Annotated in this window: 13 protein-coding genes; 11 read left to right on the top strand and 2 right to left on the bottom strand. The window is 70.9% G+C overall.

Going from position 1 to position 15,217, the window contains the following annotated elements; genetic code table 11:
* Nucleotides 1–11 precede the first annotated feature (11 nt).
* Complete coding sequence (locus tag ACIQM0_RS11955; protein WP_401285865.1) at nucleotides 12–713, bottom strand: DUF2470 domain-containing protein; 702 nt, start codon at nucleotides 711–713, stop codon at nucleotides 12–14.
* A 188-nt stretch (nucleotides 714–901) separates the two neighbouring features.
* Here ACIQM0_RS11955 and rpsD point away from each other — a divergent pair, with 188 nt between their 5' ends.
* A complete protein-coding gene (gene rpsD / locus ACIQM0_RS11950) occupies nucleotides 902–1,516 on the top strand; it encodes a 30S ribosomal protein S4 (RefSeq protein WP_073737536.1) in 615 nt (204 codons plus the stop codon).
* An 18-nt stretch (nucleotides 1,517–1,534) separates the two neighbouring features.
* On the opposite strand, the gene ACIQM0_RS11945 is transcribed toward rpsD, so the two are convergent.
* Nucleotides 1,535–3,775 carry an ATP-binding protein gene (locus tag ACIQM0_RS11945; RefSeq protein WP_401285864.1) on the bottom strand — a complete coding sequence of 747 codons (2,241 nt, stop codon included), beginning with the start codon at nucleotides 3,773–3,775 and terminating at the stop codon, nucleotides 1,535–1,537.
* Nucleotides 3,776–3,990: 215 nt separating this feature from the next.
* Between ACIQM0_RS11945 and ACIQM0_RS11940 the strand changes: the two genes are divergently transcribed.
* The 10 genes from ACIQM0_RS11940 (at nucleotide 3,991) to ACIQM0_RS11895 (ending at nucleotide 15,179) form a co-directional block, all read left to right on the top strand.
* Nucleotides 3,991–4,431: a DUF948 domain-containing protein gene (locus tag ACIQM0_RS11940; RefSeq protein WP_385032496.1), complete on the top strand. Its 441-nt coding sequence runs from the start codon at nucleotides 3,991–3,993 to the stop codon at nucleotides 4,429–4,431.
* Nucleotides 4,432–4,438: 7 nt separating this feature from the next.
* Nucleotides 4,439–4,792 carry a DUF6167 family protein gene (locus ACIQM0_RS11935; protein WP_363027728.1) on the top strand — a complete coding sequence of 118 codons (354 nt, stop codon included), beginning with the start codon at nucleotides 4,439–4,441 and terminating at the stop codon, nucleotides 4,790–4,792.
* A complete protein-coding gene (gene alaS, locus ACIQM0_RS11930) occupies nucleotides 4,792–7,470 on the top strand; it encodes an alanine--tRNA ligase (protein WP_401285863.1) in 2,679 nt (892 codons plus the stop codon). The genes ACIQM0_RS11935 and alaS overlap by 1 nt, the downstream gene beginning before the upstream one ends.
* 8 nt (nucleotides 7,471–7,478) lie before the next feature.
* Complete coding sequence (ruvX, locus tag ACIQM0_RS11925; RefSeq protein WP_401285862.1) at nucleotides 7,479–7,952, top strand: Holliday junction resolvase RuvX; 474 nt, start codon at nucleotides 7,479–7,481, stop codon at nucleotides 7,950–7,952.
* A 95-nt stretch (nucleotides 7,953–8,047) separates the two neighbouring features.
* On the top strand, nucleotides 8,048–9,922 hold the full coding sequence (mltG, locus tag ACIQM0_RS11920) for an endolytic transglycosylase MltG (RefSeq protein WP_401285861.1): 1,875 nt from the start codon (nucleotides 8,048–8,050) through the stop codon (nucleotides 9,920–9,922).
* A complete protein-coding gene (locus ACIQM0_RS11915; RefSeq protein ID WP_401285860.1) occupies nucleotides 9,919–10,734 on the top strand; it encodes a shikimate dehydrogenase in 816 nt (271 codons plus the stop codon). Before mltG ends, ACIQM0_RS11915 begins: the two co-directional genes overlap by 4 nt.
* 144 nt (nucleotides 10,735–10,878) lie before the next feature.
* Nucleotides 10,879–12,063: a chorismate synthase gene (gene aroC / locus ACIQM0_RS11910; protein WP_385353914.1), complete on the top strand. Its 1,185-nt coding sequence runs from the start codon at nucleotides 10,879–10,881 to the stop codon at nucleotides 12,061–12,063.
* Complete coding sequence (aroB, locus tag ACIQM0_RS11905) at nucleotides 12,060–13,694, top strand: 3-dehydroquinate synthase (RefSeq protein ID WP_401285859.1); 1,635 nt, start codon at nucleotides 12,060–12,062, stop codon at nucleotides 13,692–13,694. Before aroC ends, aroB begins: the two co-directional genes overlap by 4 nt.
* Entirely contained in the window at nucleotides 13,691–14,131 is a 441-nt protein-coding gene (aroQ, locus tag ACIQM0_RS11900; protein ID WP_401285858.1) for a type II 3-dehydroquinate dehydratase, read from the top strand. The genes aroB and aroQ overlap by 4 nt, the downstream gene beginning before the upstream one ends.
* A 139-nt stretch (nucleotides 14,132–14,270) precedes the next feature.
* Entirely contained in the window at nucleotides 14,271–15,179 is a 909-nt protein-coding gene (locus ACIQM0_RS11895; protein WP_401285857.1) for a Pro-rich N-terminal domain-containing protein, read from the top strand.
* Nucleotides 15,180–15,217 lie beyond the last annotated feature (38 nt).

Here is a 15,217-nt window from a genome sequence, read left to right as displayed (position 1 = left end):
GGCTCCGGCCTTCAGCGCGCGGCCGCTTCGAAGAGCATGTGCATGGCGTGACGCAGCTCGGTCACATCACGCACCGGCTCGGGGAACTCGAAGCGCGCGTCGAAGCACCTGCCGTCCCGCTCGCACAGACGCACCCGCAGTCCGAGGCGGTCCAGCGCGAGCGGCACGACGGCCGGCCGGTGCGCAGGGCAGTCGGCCGGCACCCGCTCGCCGAGCAGCCCGCACAGCGTCTCCAGCTGTTCCCCGTGCGCCGCGTGCAGATGCTGCAGCAGTTCCGCCTCGTGGAGGACGAGCGGGTCGGCGGACGCGTCCCGGAACTCCTCCGGCCCGACGCTCTCCGCACCCCACAGGTCATCGACGTACGCCTCGCCCGTCTCCAGCCGCAGCAGCATCCGGCCGGGGCCCGCCAGGCCCGGTACGGTGGTGAGCCGGCCGAAGACCCGGGCCCGGCCGCGGATGCGGTGGGGTACGGAGACCGGGGCCACGTCGGTGATCTCCAGCACGGCCGTCAGCTCGTCGTCCTCGGCGTGCGTCGCGGCCCGTACCGCCGGGGAGTCCGCGGGGAATTCGAGGAAGAGATCCCCGTCCGGACCCACGTCGCGCGACAGCGGCATCAGCTGGTCCGGGCCCGTCGAGTCGAGGCCGGGGATGAGCAGTGCCGAGGAGCAGGTACTCTGTACGAGAGTTCGTGTGCGCTCGGCTGCTGACGGCATCCGAGTGTTTTCAAGCCCGCTGGGACGCGGCTGACCACGATCAGATCGGCCTTCCGTCGTAGCAGCACCTTCCTGTGTGCTGCCGCTGTCTGTGCTGTCCGTGACGTGTGTGGTGTTCCCAGGGCGAGACATGCGATCTCCTTGAGTAAGGTGAGCCTAACCTAACCTACAACGGAGGTCTGGAGAACGTGCCTAATCAGTCGCGTCCCAAGGTCAAGAAGAGCCGCGCGCTCGGCATTGCGCTGACGCCGAAGGCTGTCAAGTACTTCGAGGCCCGCCCCTACCCGCCGGGCGAGCACGGCCGCGGCCGCAAGCAGAACTCGGACTACAAGGTCCGTCTGCTGGAGAAGCAGCGTCTGCGCGCCCAGTACGACATCAGCGAGCGCCAGATGGCGCGTGCCTACGACCGCGCCAAGAAGGCCGAGGGCAAGACGGGCGAGGCGCTCGTCGTCGAGCTCGAGCGCCGTCTCGACGCGCTGGTGCTGCGTTCGGGCATCGCCAAGACGATCTACCAGGCCCGCCAGATGGTCGTGCACGGTCACATCGAGGTCGACGGCCACAAGGTGGACAAGCCGTCCTTCCGTGTCCGTCCCGACAACATCGTGATGGTCCGCGAGCGCAGCCGCGAGAAGTACCCCTTCCAGGTTGCCCGCGAGGGTGGTTACGACACCGACGGTGAGACCCCGCGCTACCTGCAGGTGAACCTGAAGGCCCTGGCCTTCCGCCTTGACCGGGACCCGAACCGCAAGGAAATCCCCGTGATCTGCGACGAGCAGCTCGTCGTCGAGTACTACGCCCGCTGATTCAGGCGTAGCCGCTCTTCACCAGCGCTCAGGCCCGCCCCTTCCCGAAGCCGGGGAGGCGGCGGGCTTTCGCGTCTTCCCGGCCGCGGGCTGCGGGCCCGCCGTCTCGGGTCCGCCGGTCTCCGCGTCGTTCTGCCGCTGTCCGGGCCGGCCCGCCAGCGCCCTGGCGACCACCGCGTCCGCGCCCAGCACTCCGCCGGCGCGCCGCTGCGACACGTACCGCTCCTCGCCCAGGTCATGAAGGGCCAGCTCCTGGCACCGGGCCCGCGGCGCCCCGTAGTGCGCCGAACCGAACAGGGGCAGTCCCACCGATGGCCAGATCTGTTCGGCGGCCCCCTGGAGCAGCGCCGCCTCGTCCGCGTCGCCCTCGACCACCGTGACGAGCGCCAGTAATTCCAGCGAGAGCACCGTGCCGAGCAGGTCGTGGAAGGCATGGCTGATGGACAGCGACTCCCCGAGGAGCTCCCGCGCGCGGGCCGGGCGGCCCCGCTCCAGCGCGGCGAAGGCCAGTACGAACAACGCGTAACTGAGCGTCCACCGCTCCCCGTGGTCCTCGCAGATGTCCCGGACCTCTTCGCAGATCGTGACCGCACGCTCCAGCTCGCCCTGGAACCCGACCGACATCGCCAGCTCGACCTGAGCCATCAGCACATTGCTGTTCAGCTCCCCGAGCTCCCGGTAGCGGACGAGCGCCTCGTGCAGCAGTTCCTGGGCGCGCGCCGTGTCGTCCGTGACGAGTGCCAGGCAGCCGGTGCGGTGCAGGGCGTACGCCGAGGCCGCGGCGTCACCGGTCAGCTCCGCCTCCTCCCGGCACTCGGTCAGCGCCGCGATCGCCCCCACCGGGTCCCCCTGCAGCACCGCGACATAGCCGAGCACCCACAGCGCCTTCAGCCGCGAGGAGTCGTACGGGGTCTCCTCCTCCAGTACGTGGTCCAGCCAGTGCCGCCCCTCCGAGAGCCGCCCGCAGCCGACCCACAGGAACCAGAGCGTGCCCGCCAGGTACTGGGCGAGATGCGCCTCCTCCGGGCACTCCAGCGAACACTCCATGGCCCGCCGCAGATTGGGCAGTTCGCTCTCCACCCGGGCCGCGACCTCGCTCTGCCGCGGGCTGAACCAGTCCAGCTCGCACCAGGTCGCGAGCCCCAGGAACCAGTCGCGGTGGCGCCGGCGCAGGCGCTCCGTCTCACCCGTCGCCGCCAGCCACTCGGCGCCGTACTCGCGCACCGTGTCCAGCAGCCGGTAGCGGGTGCCGGCGGGCGAGTCCTCGCGCAGCACGACGGACTGCGCCAGCAGCCCGGAGAGCACATCGAGCACCGAGTCGGCCGGCAGATCGGAACCGCTGCAGATGTACTCGACCGCCTCCAGATCGAACGGTCCGGCGAAGACCGAGAGCCGCGACCACAGCAGCCGCTGTTCCGGGGCGCACAGTTCATGGCTCCAGCCGATGGCCGTGCGGAGCGTCTGATGCCGGGCCAGCGCGCTGCGGCTGCCGCCGGTGAGCAGCCGGAAGCGGTCGTCGAGGCGCTCCAGCACCTGCTCGGTCGACAGCGCCCGCAGCCGCCCGGCCGCCAGCTCCAGAGCGAGCGGAATCCCGTCCAGCCGCCGGCAGAGCTCCCGGGCCGCGCCCCGGTTGTGCTCGGTCAGCCGGAACTCGGGCCGCACCGCGGCGGCCCGCTCAGCGAAGAGCCGGAGCGCGTCCTCGTCGGTCATGGTCGCGAGCGGGTAGGTGGCCTCGCCGTCCAGTTCCAGCGGTAGCCGGCCGGCGGCCAGGACCCGGAGCCGGGGGGCCCGGCGCAGCAGGTCCCGTACCAACTCCGCACAGGCGTCCACCAGATGTTCGAATCCGTCGATCACCAGCAGGAGGCGGCGCCCGGCGCAGTGTTCGAGGAGGGTCGTGCGGGGCGGCCTGTTGGTGTGATCGGTGAGGCCCAGCGCGTCGACGAGCGCGTGCTCCAGCAGCTCCGGATCGTGGACGGCGGACAGCTCCACCAGCCAGACCCCGTCGCAGTACCGTTTCTCCAGCAGGCTGGCGGCCCTGGTGACCAGCCGGGTCTTGCCGACCCCGCCCACGCCCACGACCGTGACCAGCCGGGACTCCTCCAGGAGTCCGGCGAGGTCGGCCAACTCGTCGTCACGTCCCACGAACCTGTTCAGTTCCGCCGGGAGATTGCCCGGAAGGCCGCGCACGGGTCCACCGTGGGCGCCGACCGGCGGACCCGGACCGTCGGAGGAGGGGAAGGGGCGCTGAGAGCGTCGCATGAAACACGCAGAGTACTGGCCCGAAAGCGCTCCGTACAATCTTGTAGCAGGAACTCCCGCCGTGCCCAACGGTAATGCGGTACGGGGTGTGAGCCCGGCGCGATAGGCTCGGAGACGGTGACGGGCTGCTACGAAGGCCGTCACCGGGCAAGCAGCGAACAACGCAAAGACAGACGACAAGCCAGAGAGAGCGGTGCACTGTGTCCGGTGGTGAGGTGGCCGGGATCCTGGTGGCCGTCTTCTGGGCGATCCTGGTTTCGTTCCTCGCCGTCGTGCTGGTGAGGCTCGCCCAGACGCTCAGGGCGACCACCAAACTCGTGGCGGACGTGACCGAACAGGCCGTCCCGCTGCTCGCCGACGCCTCCGCGACCGTACGTTCCGCGCAGACCCAGCTCGACAAGGTCGACGCGATCGCGACGGACGTCCAGGAGGTCACCTCCAACGCCTCCGCGCTCTCCACCACCGTCGCCTCGACCTTCGGCGGCCCGCTGGTCAAGGTCGCGGCGTTCGGCTACGGCGTCCGGCAGGCCATCGGCCGCAAGGCCGCTCCCGAACCGGAAGCGCGTTCCCGGCGATCGGTGATCGTCGGCCGGACCGTGCCGTCCGCGCGTGGCAGGAAGCGCAACGGCAGAAATTCCCGCGGATCGAAGGACTGACGCAGCGATGTTCCGCCGTACGTTCTGGTTCACCGCCGGCGCAGCCGCCGGGGTCTGGGCCACCGCCAAGGTCAACCGCAAGATCAAGCAGCTGACCCCCGAGAGCCTTGCGGCGCAGGCCGCCGACAAGGCGGTCGTGGCCGGCCACAAGCTCAAGGACTTCGCCCTCGACGTCCGCGACGGCATGGCCAGACGCGAGGCCGAACTGGGCGAGGCACTGGGCCTCGAAGCCCCGGTCGACCCCGATCTCCCCGTGCGGCCCCACTTCGCCGTCGAGGCGGCGGAGTCCGACGGACGCAAGACGCCCGTCAACTACCGCAAGCTTCCCTACAACTCGTACAACCGGAATGAGGACCACTGATGGAGTCGGCTGAAATTCGCCGCCGCTGGCTGAGCTTCTACGAGGAGCGCGGTCACACCGTCGTCCCTTCGGCGTCGCTCATCGCGGACGACCCGACTCTGCTGCTGGTCCCGGCCGGCATGGTGCCCTTCAAGCCGTACTTCCTCGGCGAGGTCAAGCCGCCCGCCCCGCGCGTCACCAGCGTGCAGAAGTGCGTCCGTACGCCGGACATCGAAGAGGTCGGCAAGACCACCCGGCACGGCACCTTCTTCCAGATGTGCGGGAACTTCTCCTTCGGTGACTACTTCAAGGAAGGCGCCATCGAGTACGCCTGGGAGCTGCTCACCGGCTCCGTGGCGGACGGCGGCTTCGGCCTCGACCCCGAGCGTCTGTGGATCACGGTCTACCTGGACGACGACGAGGCCGAGCAGATCTGGCGCGACAAGATCGGTGTGCCGGCCGAGCGCATCCAGCGCCTGGGCAAGAAGGACAACTTCTGGTCCATGGGCGTCCCCGGTCCCTGCGGCCCCTGCTCCGAGATCAACTACGACCGCGGTCCCGAGTTCGGGGCCGAGGGCGGCCCCGCCGTCAACGACGAGCGGTACGTGGAGATCTGGAACCTGGTCTTCATGCAGTACGAGCGCGGCGCCGGCGACGGCAAGGACGACTTCCCGATCCTCGGCGACCTGCCCTCCAAGAACATCGACACCGGCCTCGGCCTCGAACGCCTCGCGATGATCCTGCAGGGCGTGCAGAACATGTACGAGACCGACACCCTGCGCGTCGTCATGGACAAGGCCACCGAGCTCACCGGTGTGCCTTACGGCGGCTCCGCCGCCAACACGGCCACGGACGTCTCGCTCCGCGTGGTCGCCGACCACATCCGTACGTCGGTCATGCTCATCGGTGACGGCGTCACTCCCGGCAACGAGGGCCGCGGCTACGTGCTGCGCCGCATCATGCGCCGCGCCATCCGCAACATGCGGCTGATGGGCGCCACCGGATCGGTCGTCACCGAGCTGGTCGACGTCGTGATCAACACGATGGGGCTGCAGTACCCCGAGCTGATCACCGACCGCAAGCGCATCGAGACCGTCGCCCTCGCCGAGGAGGCCGCCTTCCTCAAGGCCCTCAAGGGCGGCACCAATATCCTCGAGACCGCGGTCACCGAGACCAAGGCCGCCGGCGGCCGGGTCATCGCCGGCGACAGGGCGTTCCTGCTCCACGACACCTGGGGCTTCCCGATCGACCTGACCCTGGAGATGGCCGCCGAACAGGGCCTGTCCGTGGACGAGGACGGCTTCCGCCGCCTCATGCAGGAGCAGCGGGACAAGGCCAAGGCCGACGCGCGCGCCAAGAAGACCGGTCACGCCGACCTCTCCGCCTACCGCGAGGTCGCCGACAACTCCGGCGCCACCGAGTTCACCGGCTACACGACGACCGAGGGCGAGTCGACGATCGTCGGCCTCCTCGTCGACGGTGTCCCCTCGCCCGCCGCCTCCGAGGGCGACGAGGTCGAGGTCGTCCTGGACCGCACCCCGTTCTACGCCGAGGGCGGCGGCCAGCTCGCCGACACCGGGCGGATCCGGCTCGACACCGGCGCGGTGATCGAGGTCCGCGACGTCCAGAAGCCCGTTCCCGGCGTCCACGTCCACAAGGGCGTCGTCCAGGTCGGTGAGGTGACGGTCGGTGCCGCCGCCCTGGCCTCCATCGACAACACCCGCCGTCGGGCCATCGCCCGCGCCCACAGCGCCACCCACCTGACGCACCAGGCGCTGCGGGACGCCCTGGGCCCGACGGCCGCCCAGGCCGGTTCGGAGAACTCCCCGGGCCGCTTCCGCTTCGACTTCGGCTCGCCCGCCGCCGTACCCGGCACGGTCCTCACCGACGTCGAGCAGAAGATCAACGCCGTGCTCTCCCGCGAGCTCGACGTCCAGGCCGAGGTCATGTCCATCGACGAGGCCAAGAAGCAGGGCGCCATCGCCGAGTTCGGCGAGAAGTACGGCGAGCGGGTCCGGGTCGTCACCATCGGCGACTTCTCCAAGGAGCTGTGCGGCGGTACGCACGTCCACAACACCGCCCAGCTCGGTCTGGTCAAGCTGCTCGGCGAGTCGTCCATCGGCTCCGGCGTACGCCGCATCGAGGCCCTCGTCGGTGTCGACGCGTACAACTTCCTCGCCCGGGAGCACACGGTCGTCGCCCAGCTCCAGGAGCTGGTCAAGGGCCGTCCCGAGGAGCTCCCGGAGAAGATCGCCGGGATGCTCGGCAAGCTGAAGGACGCCGAGAAGGAGATCGAGAAGTTCCGCGCGGAGAAGGTCCTCCAGGCCGCTGCCGGACTCGTCGAATCGGCTCAGGACGTCCGGGGCGTCGCCCTGGTCACCGGGCAGGTACCGGACGGCACCTCGGCCGACGACCTGCGCCGGCTCGTCCTCGACGTGCGCGGGCGCATCCAGGGCGGCCGCCCGGCCGTCGTGGCCCTGTTCACCACGGCCAACGGCCGCCCGCTGACCGTCATCGCCACCAACGAGGCCGCCCGTGAGCGCGGCCTCAAGGCCGGTGACCTGGTCCGCGCCGCCGCCAAGACGCTCGGCGGCGGAGGCGGCGGCAAGCCGGACGTCGCCCAGGGCGGCGGCACGAACCCGGAGGCCATCGGGGATGCCGTCGCCGCTGTCGAACGCCTCGTCACCGAGACGGCGTGACGCCGGACATGACACAGATGCGCCGCGGTCGCCGACTGGCGATCGACGTCGGGGACGCCCGGATCGGGGTCGCCTCGTGCGACCCCGACGGGATCCTCGCCACGCCGGTGGAGACCGTGCCGGGACGCGATGTCCCGGCCGCCCACCGGCGGCTCGGCCAGATCGTCTCGGAGTACGAGCCGATCGAGGTCATCGTCGGCCTGCCCCGGTCCCTGGGCGGGGGAGAGGGCCCGGCCGCGGTCAAGGTCCGCGCCTTCGCCGATGTGTTCGCCCGCGCGGTCGCACCCATTCCGGTGCGCTTGGTGGACGAGAGGATGACCACAGTGACGGCGACTCAGGGCCTGCGCGCATCGGGCGTGAAGTCCAAAAAAGGCCGATCCGTCATCGACCAGGCTGCCGCTGTGGTGATCCTTCAGAACGCTCTGGAGTCCGAACGGGCTTCGGGCAATCCTCCCGGCGAGGGCGTCGAAGTGGTGGTCTGATCGCGATACGGTAACGTTCCGCGCGATGCGGCGGTGTTCGAACAAACACCGCACAGCAAAGAGACGGAACGTCGTCTCGCGGCTCAAGGGGATCGATGACTGAGTATGGCCGGGGCCCCGGCTCCGAACCGTGGCATCCCGAGGACCCCTTGTACGGGGACCAGGGATGGGGAGGCCAGCAGCCTGCCCACGGCCAGAGCCAGTACGGCGGCCAGCAGCAGCCCTACCCGCAGGACCCGTACGCCGCCCAGCAACAGCCGCAGGACCCGTACGCGCAGCAGCAGCACCAGCCGCAAGATCCTTACGCGCAGCAGCAGCAGCAGCAACAGCAGCAGGATTCGTACGCGCAGCAGCAGCAGGACCCGTACGGCCAATCGCAGCAGCAGCACGACCCGTACGCGCAGCAGCAGCAACAGCAGCAGGATTCGTACGCGCAGCAGCACCCGCAGGATCCCTACGCCCAGCAGCAGTACCAGCAGCAGCCGTACGGCGCCCAGCAGGACCCGTACGGCCAGCAGCCTCCTTACAACGGCGGCTGGGACACCGGCCAGCAGCCGGCCGCGATGCCGTACGAGGGCCAGCCCGCCGCCGCGTACGGCTACGGCGAGACGAACGACTACTACGGCACCCCCGAGGCCTACCCGCCTCCGCAGCCCCCGGGCCGCCGCCAGGCCGCGCCCGAACAGGCAGCCGAACCGGCGCCCGCGCAGAACCCCGACCCCGCGCAGAACACCGACTGGGACCCCGAGGTCCAGCCGAAGGAGACCCACCCCTTCTTCACGGGCGTCGACGACAGCGACGGCAAGGACGACGACTACGACGACGACGATGACCCCCGCGATTCCCGCCGAGGAGGCGGGGACGAGCGCCGGGGCAAGGGCAAGAAGAAGAAGGGCCGCAGCGGCTGCGCCTGCCTGGTCATCTCTCTCGTCCTGGTCGGTGGCGTAGGCGGAGTGGGCTACTTCGGCTACTCGTACTACCAGGACAAGTTCGGCCCGGCCGAGGACTACGCGGGCAGCGGCTCGGGGACCATCGAGATCGAGATCCCCAAGGGCTCGTACGGGTACGACATCGCCAACATCCTGAAGAAGCAGGGTGTGGTCAAGAGCGTCGACGCCTTCGTCTCCGCGCAGAGCGAGGACCCCAAGGGGAAGTCGATCCAGGCCGGCGTCTATCTCCTGCACGAGAAGATGTCCGCGTCCGAGGCCCTGAAGATGATGCTCGACCCGAAGAGCCAGAACCTGCTGGTGATTCCCGAGGGCACGCCCAACCGGACCGTCTACGCCTCGATCGATACGAGGCTGGGCGTGAAGAAGGGCACAACGGGTGAAGTCGCCAAGAAGGAGTCGGCCAACCTCGGACTGCCGGACTGGGCCGACGGCCACCGGGACGTCCTCGATCCCCTGGAGGGGTTCCTCTACCCGGCGGCTTACCCGGTCACCAAGGGAATGAAGCCGGAGGCCGTCCTGAAGAAGATGGTCTCGCGCGCCAACGAGGAGTACAAAAAGGCCGACCTGGAAGCCAATGCCAAGAGGCTCAAGCTGCAGAGTCCGTGGCAGCTGATCACGGTCGCCAGCCTCGTCCAGGCTGAGGGCAAGTACAAGCACGACTTCGACAAGGTCTCGCGCGTCGTCTACAACCGCCTGAAGCCCAACAACACCGAGACGAACGGTCTGCTCGACTTCGACTCCACCGTCAACTACGCGAAGAAGCAGAGCACGCTCGACACGGGTGCGGTCTCCGGCCTGCGGGAGTTCAAGCACCCGTACAACACGTACTACATCCACGGTCTGCCGCCCGGCCCGATCAACAACCCCGGTGACGCCGCGCTCCAGTCGGCGATCAAGCCCACCCCAGGACCTTGGTACTACTTCGTGTCGGTGACCGAGGACAAGACCCTGTTCGCGGTGACCAACGCCGAGCACGAGAAGAACCGTGCGGAGTACCAGAAGGGAGGGTCGGGAGAGTGACCGGCCCGCACCGGGCAGCCGTCCTCGGCTCACCCATCGCCCACTCGCTCTCCCCGGTCCTGCACCGGGCCGCGTACGCCGCACTCGGCCTCGACGACTGGTCCTACGACCGCTTCGAGATCGACGAGGCCGCGCTGCCCGGCTTCGTCGAGGGGCTGGACTCCTCCTGGGCCGGGCTCTCGCTGACCATGCCGCTCAAGCGGGCGATCATCCCCCTGCTGGACGAGATCAGCGAGACCGCCTCCTCGGTGGAGGCGGTGAACACGGTCGTGCTCACCGAGGACGGCCGTTGGGTCGGCGACAACACCGATATCCCGGGCATGATCGCCGCCCTGCGTGAGCGCGGCGTGGAGAAGGCCGAGTCCGCCGCCGTTCTCGGCGCCGGAGCCACCGCCTCCTCCGCCCTCGCCGCCCTCTCCGAGATCTGCACGGGACCGGTCACGGCCTACGTCCGCAGCCGGGAACGCGGTGACGAGATGCGCGGCTGGGGCGAACGGCTCGGCGTCGACGTCCGCATCGCCGACTGGGCGGAGGCCGAGCAGGCACTGCGGTCCCCCCTGGTCATCGCGACCACTCCGGCCGGGGCCACCGACGCGCTGACGGAATCGGTACCGAAGGATCCCGGCACGCTCTTCGACGTGCTGTACGAGCCCTGGCCGACCGGACTCGCAGCCGCCTGGGCGGCCCGCGAGGGTGCAGTCGTCGGAGGTCTTGATCTCCTGGTGCACCAGGCGGTCCTCCAGGTCGAGCAGATGACGGGCCGTACGCCGGCGCCCCTCGCCGCCATGCGGCAGGCACTGGCCGCCCGCTGACCCTGCTCCCGGCGGCCGGATCCGTCCGTCTGCTGGACCAGCGGCGAGGCGGCGGCCCCGTCCGTGGGAGGATCGGGGGCGGCGGGCCAGGGCCGCGCACCCGGTCGCGCCGTTGGATTTCAGGCGCGAGCATGAGGAGCACCGTTGAGCAGGTTGCGCTGGCTGACCGCGGGGGAGTCGCACGGCCCCGCACTGGTGGCGACGCTGGAGGGTCTTCCCGCCGGTGTCCCGGTCACCACGGAGATGGTGGCGGACGCGCTCGCCCGGCGGAGGCTCGGTTACGGCCGCGGCGCTCGGATGAAGTTCGAGAAGGACGAGGTCACCTTCCTCGGCGGGGTGCGGCACGGCCTGACCATGGGCTCGCCGGTCGCCGTGATGGTCGGCAACACCGAGTGGCCCAAGTGGGAGCAGGTCATGTCGGCCGACCCGGTCGACCCCGAGGTGCTCGCGGCCCAGGCCCGTAACGCCCCGCTGACCCGGCCCCGGCCCGGTCACGCCGACCTCGCCGGCATGCAGAAGTACGGCTTCGACGAGGCCCGGCCGATCCTGGAGCGCGCCAGCGCCCGGGAGACCGCGGCGCGCGTCGCCCTCGGGGCCGTCGCCCGGTCGTACCTCAAGGAGACGGCCGGCATCGAGATCGTCAGCCATGTCGTCGAGCTGGCCGCCGCCAAGGCGCCCTACGGCGTCTACCCGGTCCCCGCCGACGTCGAGAAGCTCGACGCGGACCCGGTGCGCTGCCTCGACGCCACCGCGAGCAAGCAGATGGTCGCCGAGATCGACCAGGCCCACAAGGACGGCGACACCCTCGGCGGTGTGGTCGAGGTGCTGGCGTACGGAGTGCCGGTCGGCCTGGGTTCGCACGTGCACTGGGACCGCCGCCTCGACGCCCGCCTCGCCGCCGCGCTCATGGGCATCCAGGCCATCAAGGGCGTCGAGGTCGGGGACGGTTTCGATCTGGCCCGGGTGCCGGGATCGCAGGCGCACGACGAGATCCTGGTGACCGAGGACGGCATCAAGCGCGCCTCCGGCCGCGCCGGCGGCACCGAGGGCGGGCTGACCACCGGTGAGCTGCTGCGCGTGCGGGCCGCGATGAAGCCCATCGCGACCGTGCCGCGCGCCCTGGCCACCGTCGACGTGGTGACCGGTGAGCCCGCCAAGGCCCACCACCAGCGCTCCGATGTCTGTGCCGTTCCGGCCGCCGGGATCGTCGCCGAGGCGATGGTCGCGCTGGTGCTCGCGGACGCGGTCGCGGAGAAGTTCGGCGGCGACAGCGTCCCCGAGACCCACCGCAATGTGCAGTCGTACCTCGACCACCTGCAGATCCGATGAGCGCCCCGCTGGTCGTTCTGGTCGGCCCGATGGGCGTCGGCAAGTCCACCGTCGGCGAGCTGCTCGCCGGACGGCTCGGCACCACCTACCGGGACACCGACGCGGACGTCGTCGCCACGGCCGGGAAGCCCATCGCCGAGATCTTCTACGACGAGGGCGAGGAGCGGTTCCGCGAGCTGGAGAGCCGGGCCGTCCGGGACGCGGTTGCCGAGCACACGGGTGTGCTCTCGCTCGGCGGCGGCGCCGTCCTCGACGAGACGACGCGCGCCCTGCTGGCCGGCCACGCCGTCGTCTACCTCTCGATGGACGTCGACGAGGCGGTGAAGCGGGTCGGGCTGAACACCGCGCGACCGCTGCTCGCCGTGAATCCGCGCCGGCAGTGGCGCGAACTCATGGAGGCCCGTCGCCACCTCTACACGGACGTGGCCCGCGCGGTCGTCGCGACCGACGAGCGCACACCCGACGAGGTCGCCCAGGCGGTCCTCGACGCACTGGAACTGCCGGACGCGCCGTCGTCCGGCCGGGAGAACGCAACGATGACGGATCAGGGCCCCACACGCATCCAGGTCGCCGGCAGCGCGGGCACCGACCCCTACGAGGTGGTGATCGGGCGGCAGCTCCTCGGCGAGCTGCCCACGTTCATCGGTGACCGCGTCAAGCGCGTCGCGGTCCTGCACCCCGAGGCACTCGCCGGCACCGGCGAGGCGGTCCGCCAGGACCTCGCCGACCAGGGCTACGAGGCCATCGCCATCCAGCTGCCGAACGCCGAGGAGGCCAAGACCGTCGAGGTCGCGGCGTACTGCTGGAAGGCGCTCGGCCAGACCGGCTTCACCCGCACCGACGTCATCGTCGGCGTGGGCGGCGGCGCGACCACGGACGTCGCCGGGTTCGTCGCGGCGACCTGGCTGCGCGGGGTGCGCTGGATCGCCGTACCCACCACCGTGCTCGCCATGGTGGACGCGGCCGTCGGCGGGAAGACCGGCATCAACACCGCCGAGGGCAAGAACCTCGTCGGTGCCTTCCACCCGCCGGCCGGAGTGCTCTGCGACCTCGCGGCCCTCGACTCGCTGCCGGTCAACGACTACGTCAGCGGCATGGCCGAGATCATCAAGGCCGGCTTCATCTCCGACCCGGTGATCCTCGACCTCGTCGAGGCGGACCCGCAGGGCGCCCGTACGCCCGCCGGACCGCACACCTCCGAGCTGATCGAGCGTGCCATCAGGGTCAAGGCCGAGGTCGTCTCCAGCGACCTCAAGGAGGCCGGGCTGCGCGAGATCCTCAACTACGGTCACACGCTGGCCCACGCGATCGAGAAGAACGAGCGCTACAAGTGGCGGCACGGTGCGGCCGTCTCGGTCGGCATGGTCTTCGCCGCCGAGCTGGGCCGCCTCGCCGGGCGCCTGGACGACGCGACCGCCGACCGGCACCGCGCCGTCCTGGAGTCCGTCGGGCTGCCGCTCACCTACCGCGGCGACCAGTGGCCCAAGCTGCTGGAGAACATGAAGGTCGACAAGAAGTCCCGCGGCGACCTGCTGCGCTTCATCGTCCTGGACGCCCTCGGCAAGCCCACCGTCCTGGAGGGGCCCGACCCGGCCGTTCTGCTCGCCGCCTACGGGGAGGTGTCCGCGTGACCCGCCGGGTCCTCGTGCTCAACGGGCCGAACCTCGGCAGGCTGGGCTCCCGCGAGCCCGATGTCTACGGAGCCACCTCGTACGCCGGACTCGTCGACGCCTGCCGCACCCTCGGCAAGGAGCTCGGCTTCGACGTCGACGTCCGGGAGACCAACGACGAGGGGGAGTTGATCCGCTGGCTCCACGAGGCAGCGGACGGTTCAATTCCGGTCGTTCTCAACCCGGGTGCCTTCACGCACTATTCGTACGGAATGCGGGACGCGGCCGCCCAGCGCACCGCCCCGCTGATCGAGGTGCACATCTCTAACCCGTACGCGCGGGAGGAATTCCGCCACAACTCCGTGGTCGCACCGGTCGCCACCGGGACCGTGGCCGGATTCGGCATCGGCTCCTACCGGCTCGCCCTGCGCGCTCTCGCGGACGAGCCGGCGGACTGACCGACCGTCACACCGGACGGCCGACTTGGCCGACGGGGCACTCCGCACCGCACCCGGCCGTTCCCTCTGTGGCGGCCGGGGACGGTACGGTTGGCCTTCCACCAGCGCCAGTTGCCTGTACGAGACGGAGTGCCACCGGATGCAGCACGCAGTGGGGGCACCGCTGCCGCCGCCCCAGGGACCCGGAATCGGGCCTGTCGGCTGGCCGCACCAGGCCCAGCACCCCGGCCACGCCGGTCCGCCGGTTCCGCCCCCGGCCGGCCCTCCGGGCCCGCCCCCGTCGAGCCCTCCCGTCCCACCGCCCCCGGCCGGCCGCCCCGCCGCGCCGCCCCAGGCCCCGCCAGCCCGGCAGGGGCAGAACCAGGGCTGGAGCGGACCCGCGCCGCACCAGGCGCCGGCGCCGGTCTCCAGGGAGACCACCGGGCACATCCAGCTGCCGCCCGGCGGGCCCGTACCGCTGCCCGCACCGCCCGCCGAGCCCGGGACCGGCACCGCGACCCTCGCCGTGCTCCTGATCGGCCCCGCGGGCGCGGGGAAGACCACCGTGGCCAAGCTCTGGGCCAGCCGCCGCCGGGTCCCCACCGCCCACGTCAGCCTCGACGACGTCCGCGAGTGGGTCTGCTCCGGCTTCGCCGACCCGCAGGCGGGGTGGAACGACCAGTCGGAGGCCCAGTACCGGCTGGCCCGCCGCACCTGCGGCTTCGCCGCCCGCAACTTCCTGGCCAACGGGATCTCCTGCATCCTCGACGACGCGGTCTTCCCCGACCGCCCCGTGGTCGGCCTCGGTGGCTGGAAGCGCCACGTCGGCCCCGGACTGCTGCCCGTCGTCCTGCTGCCGGGCCTGGAGGTCGTCCTGGAGCGCAACGCAGCCCGCAGCGGCAACCGCCGCCTCTCGGACGAGGAGGTCGCCCGGATCCACGGCCGGATGGCCGGCTGGTACGGCTCCGGGCTGCCGATCATCGACAACTCGACGTACGACGTGGAGACCACCGCCCGCGTCCTGGACGACATACTCGCCCGCTCCATAGCCAGCCCCCCGGCCTGGTAGCCGCGCGGCCCGCCGTGCCCCGGTCGGGTGCGCTGACC

It is taken from the genome of Streptomyces sp. NPDC091387, from assembly GCF_044756945.1.
Classification (GTDB): Bacteria; Actinomycetota; Actinomycetes; order Streptomycetales; family Streptomycetaceae; genus Streptomyces.
This window is presented reverse-complemented; position numbering and strand designations above follow the sequence as displayed.

Coding starts and splice junctions, on each gene's coding strand:
- ACIQM0_RS11955 (WP_401285865.1), bottom strand. CDS start 713: ATGCCGTCAGCAGCCGAGCGCACACGAACTCTCGTACAGAGTACCTGC.
- ACIQM0_RS11945 (WP_401285864.1), bottom strand. CDS start 3,775: ATGCGACGCTCTCAGCGCCCCTTCCCCTCCTCCGACGGTCCGGGTCCG.
- ACIQM0_RS11935 (WP_363027728.1), top strand. CDS start 4,439: ATGTTCCGCCGTACGTTCTGGTTCACCGCCGGCGCAGCCGCCGGGGTC.
- alaS (WP_401285863.1), top strand. CDS start 4,792: ATGGAGTCGGCTGAAATTCGCCGCCGCTGGCTGAGCTTCTACGAGGAG.
- ruvX (WP_401285862.1), top strand. CDS start 7,479: ATGACACAGATGCGCCGCGGTCGCCGACTGGCGATCGACGTCGGGGAC.
- mltG (WP_401285861.1), top strand. CDS start 8,048: ATGACTGAGTATGGCCGGGGCCCCGGCTCCGAACCGTGGCATCCCGAG.
- aroB (WP_401285859.1), top strand. CDS start 12,060: ATGAGCGCCCCGCTGGTCGTTCTGGTCGGCCCGATGGGCGTCGGCAAG.
- ACIQM0_RS11895 (WP_401285857.1), top strand. CDS start 14,271: ATGCAGCACGCAGTGGGGGCACCGCTGCCGCCGCCCCAGGGACCCGGA.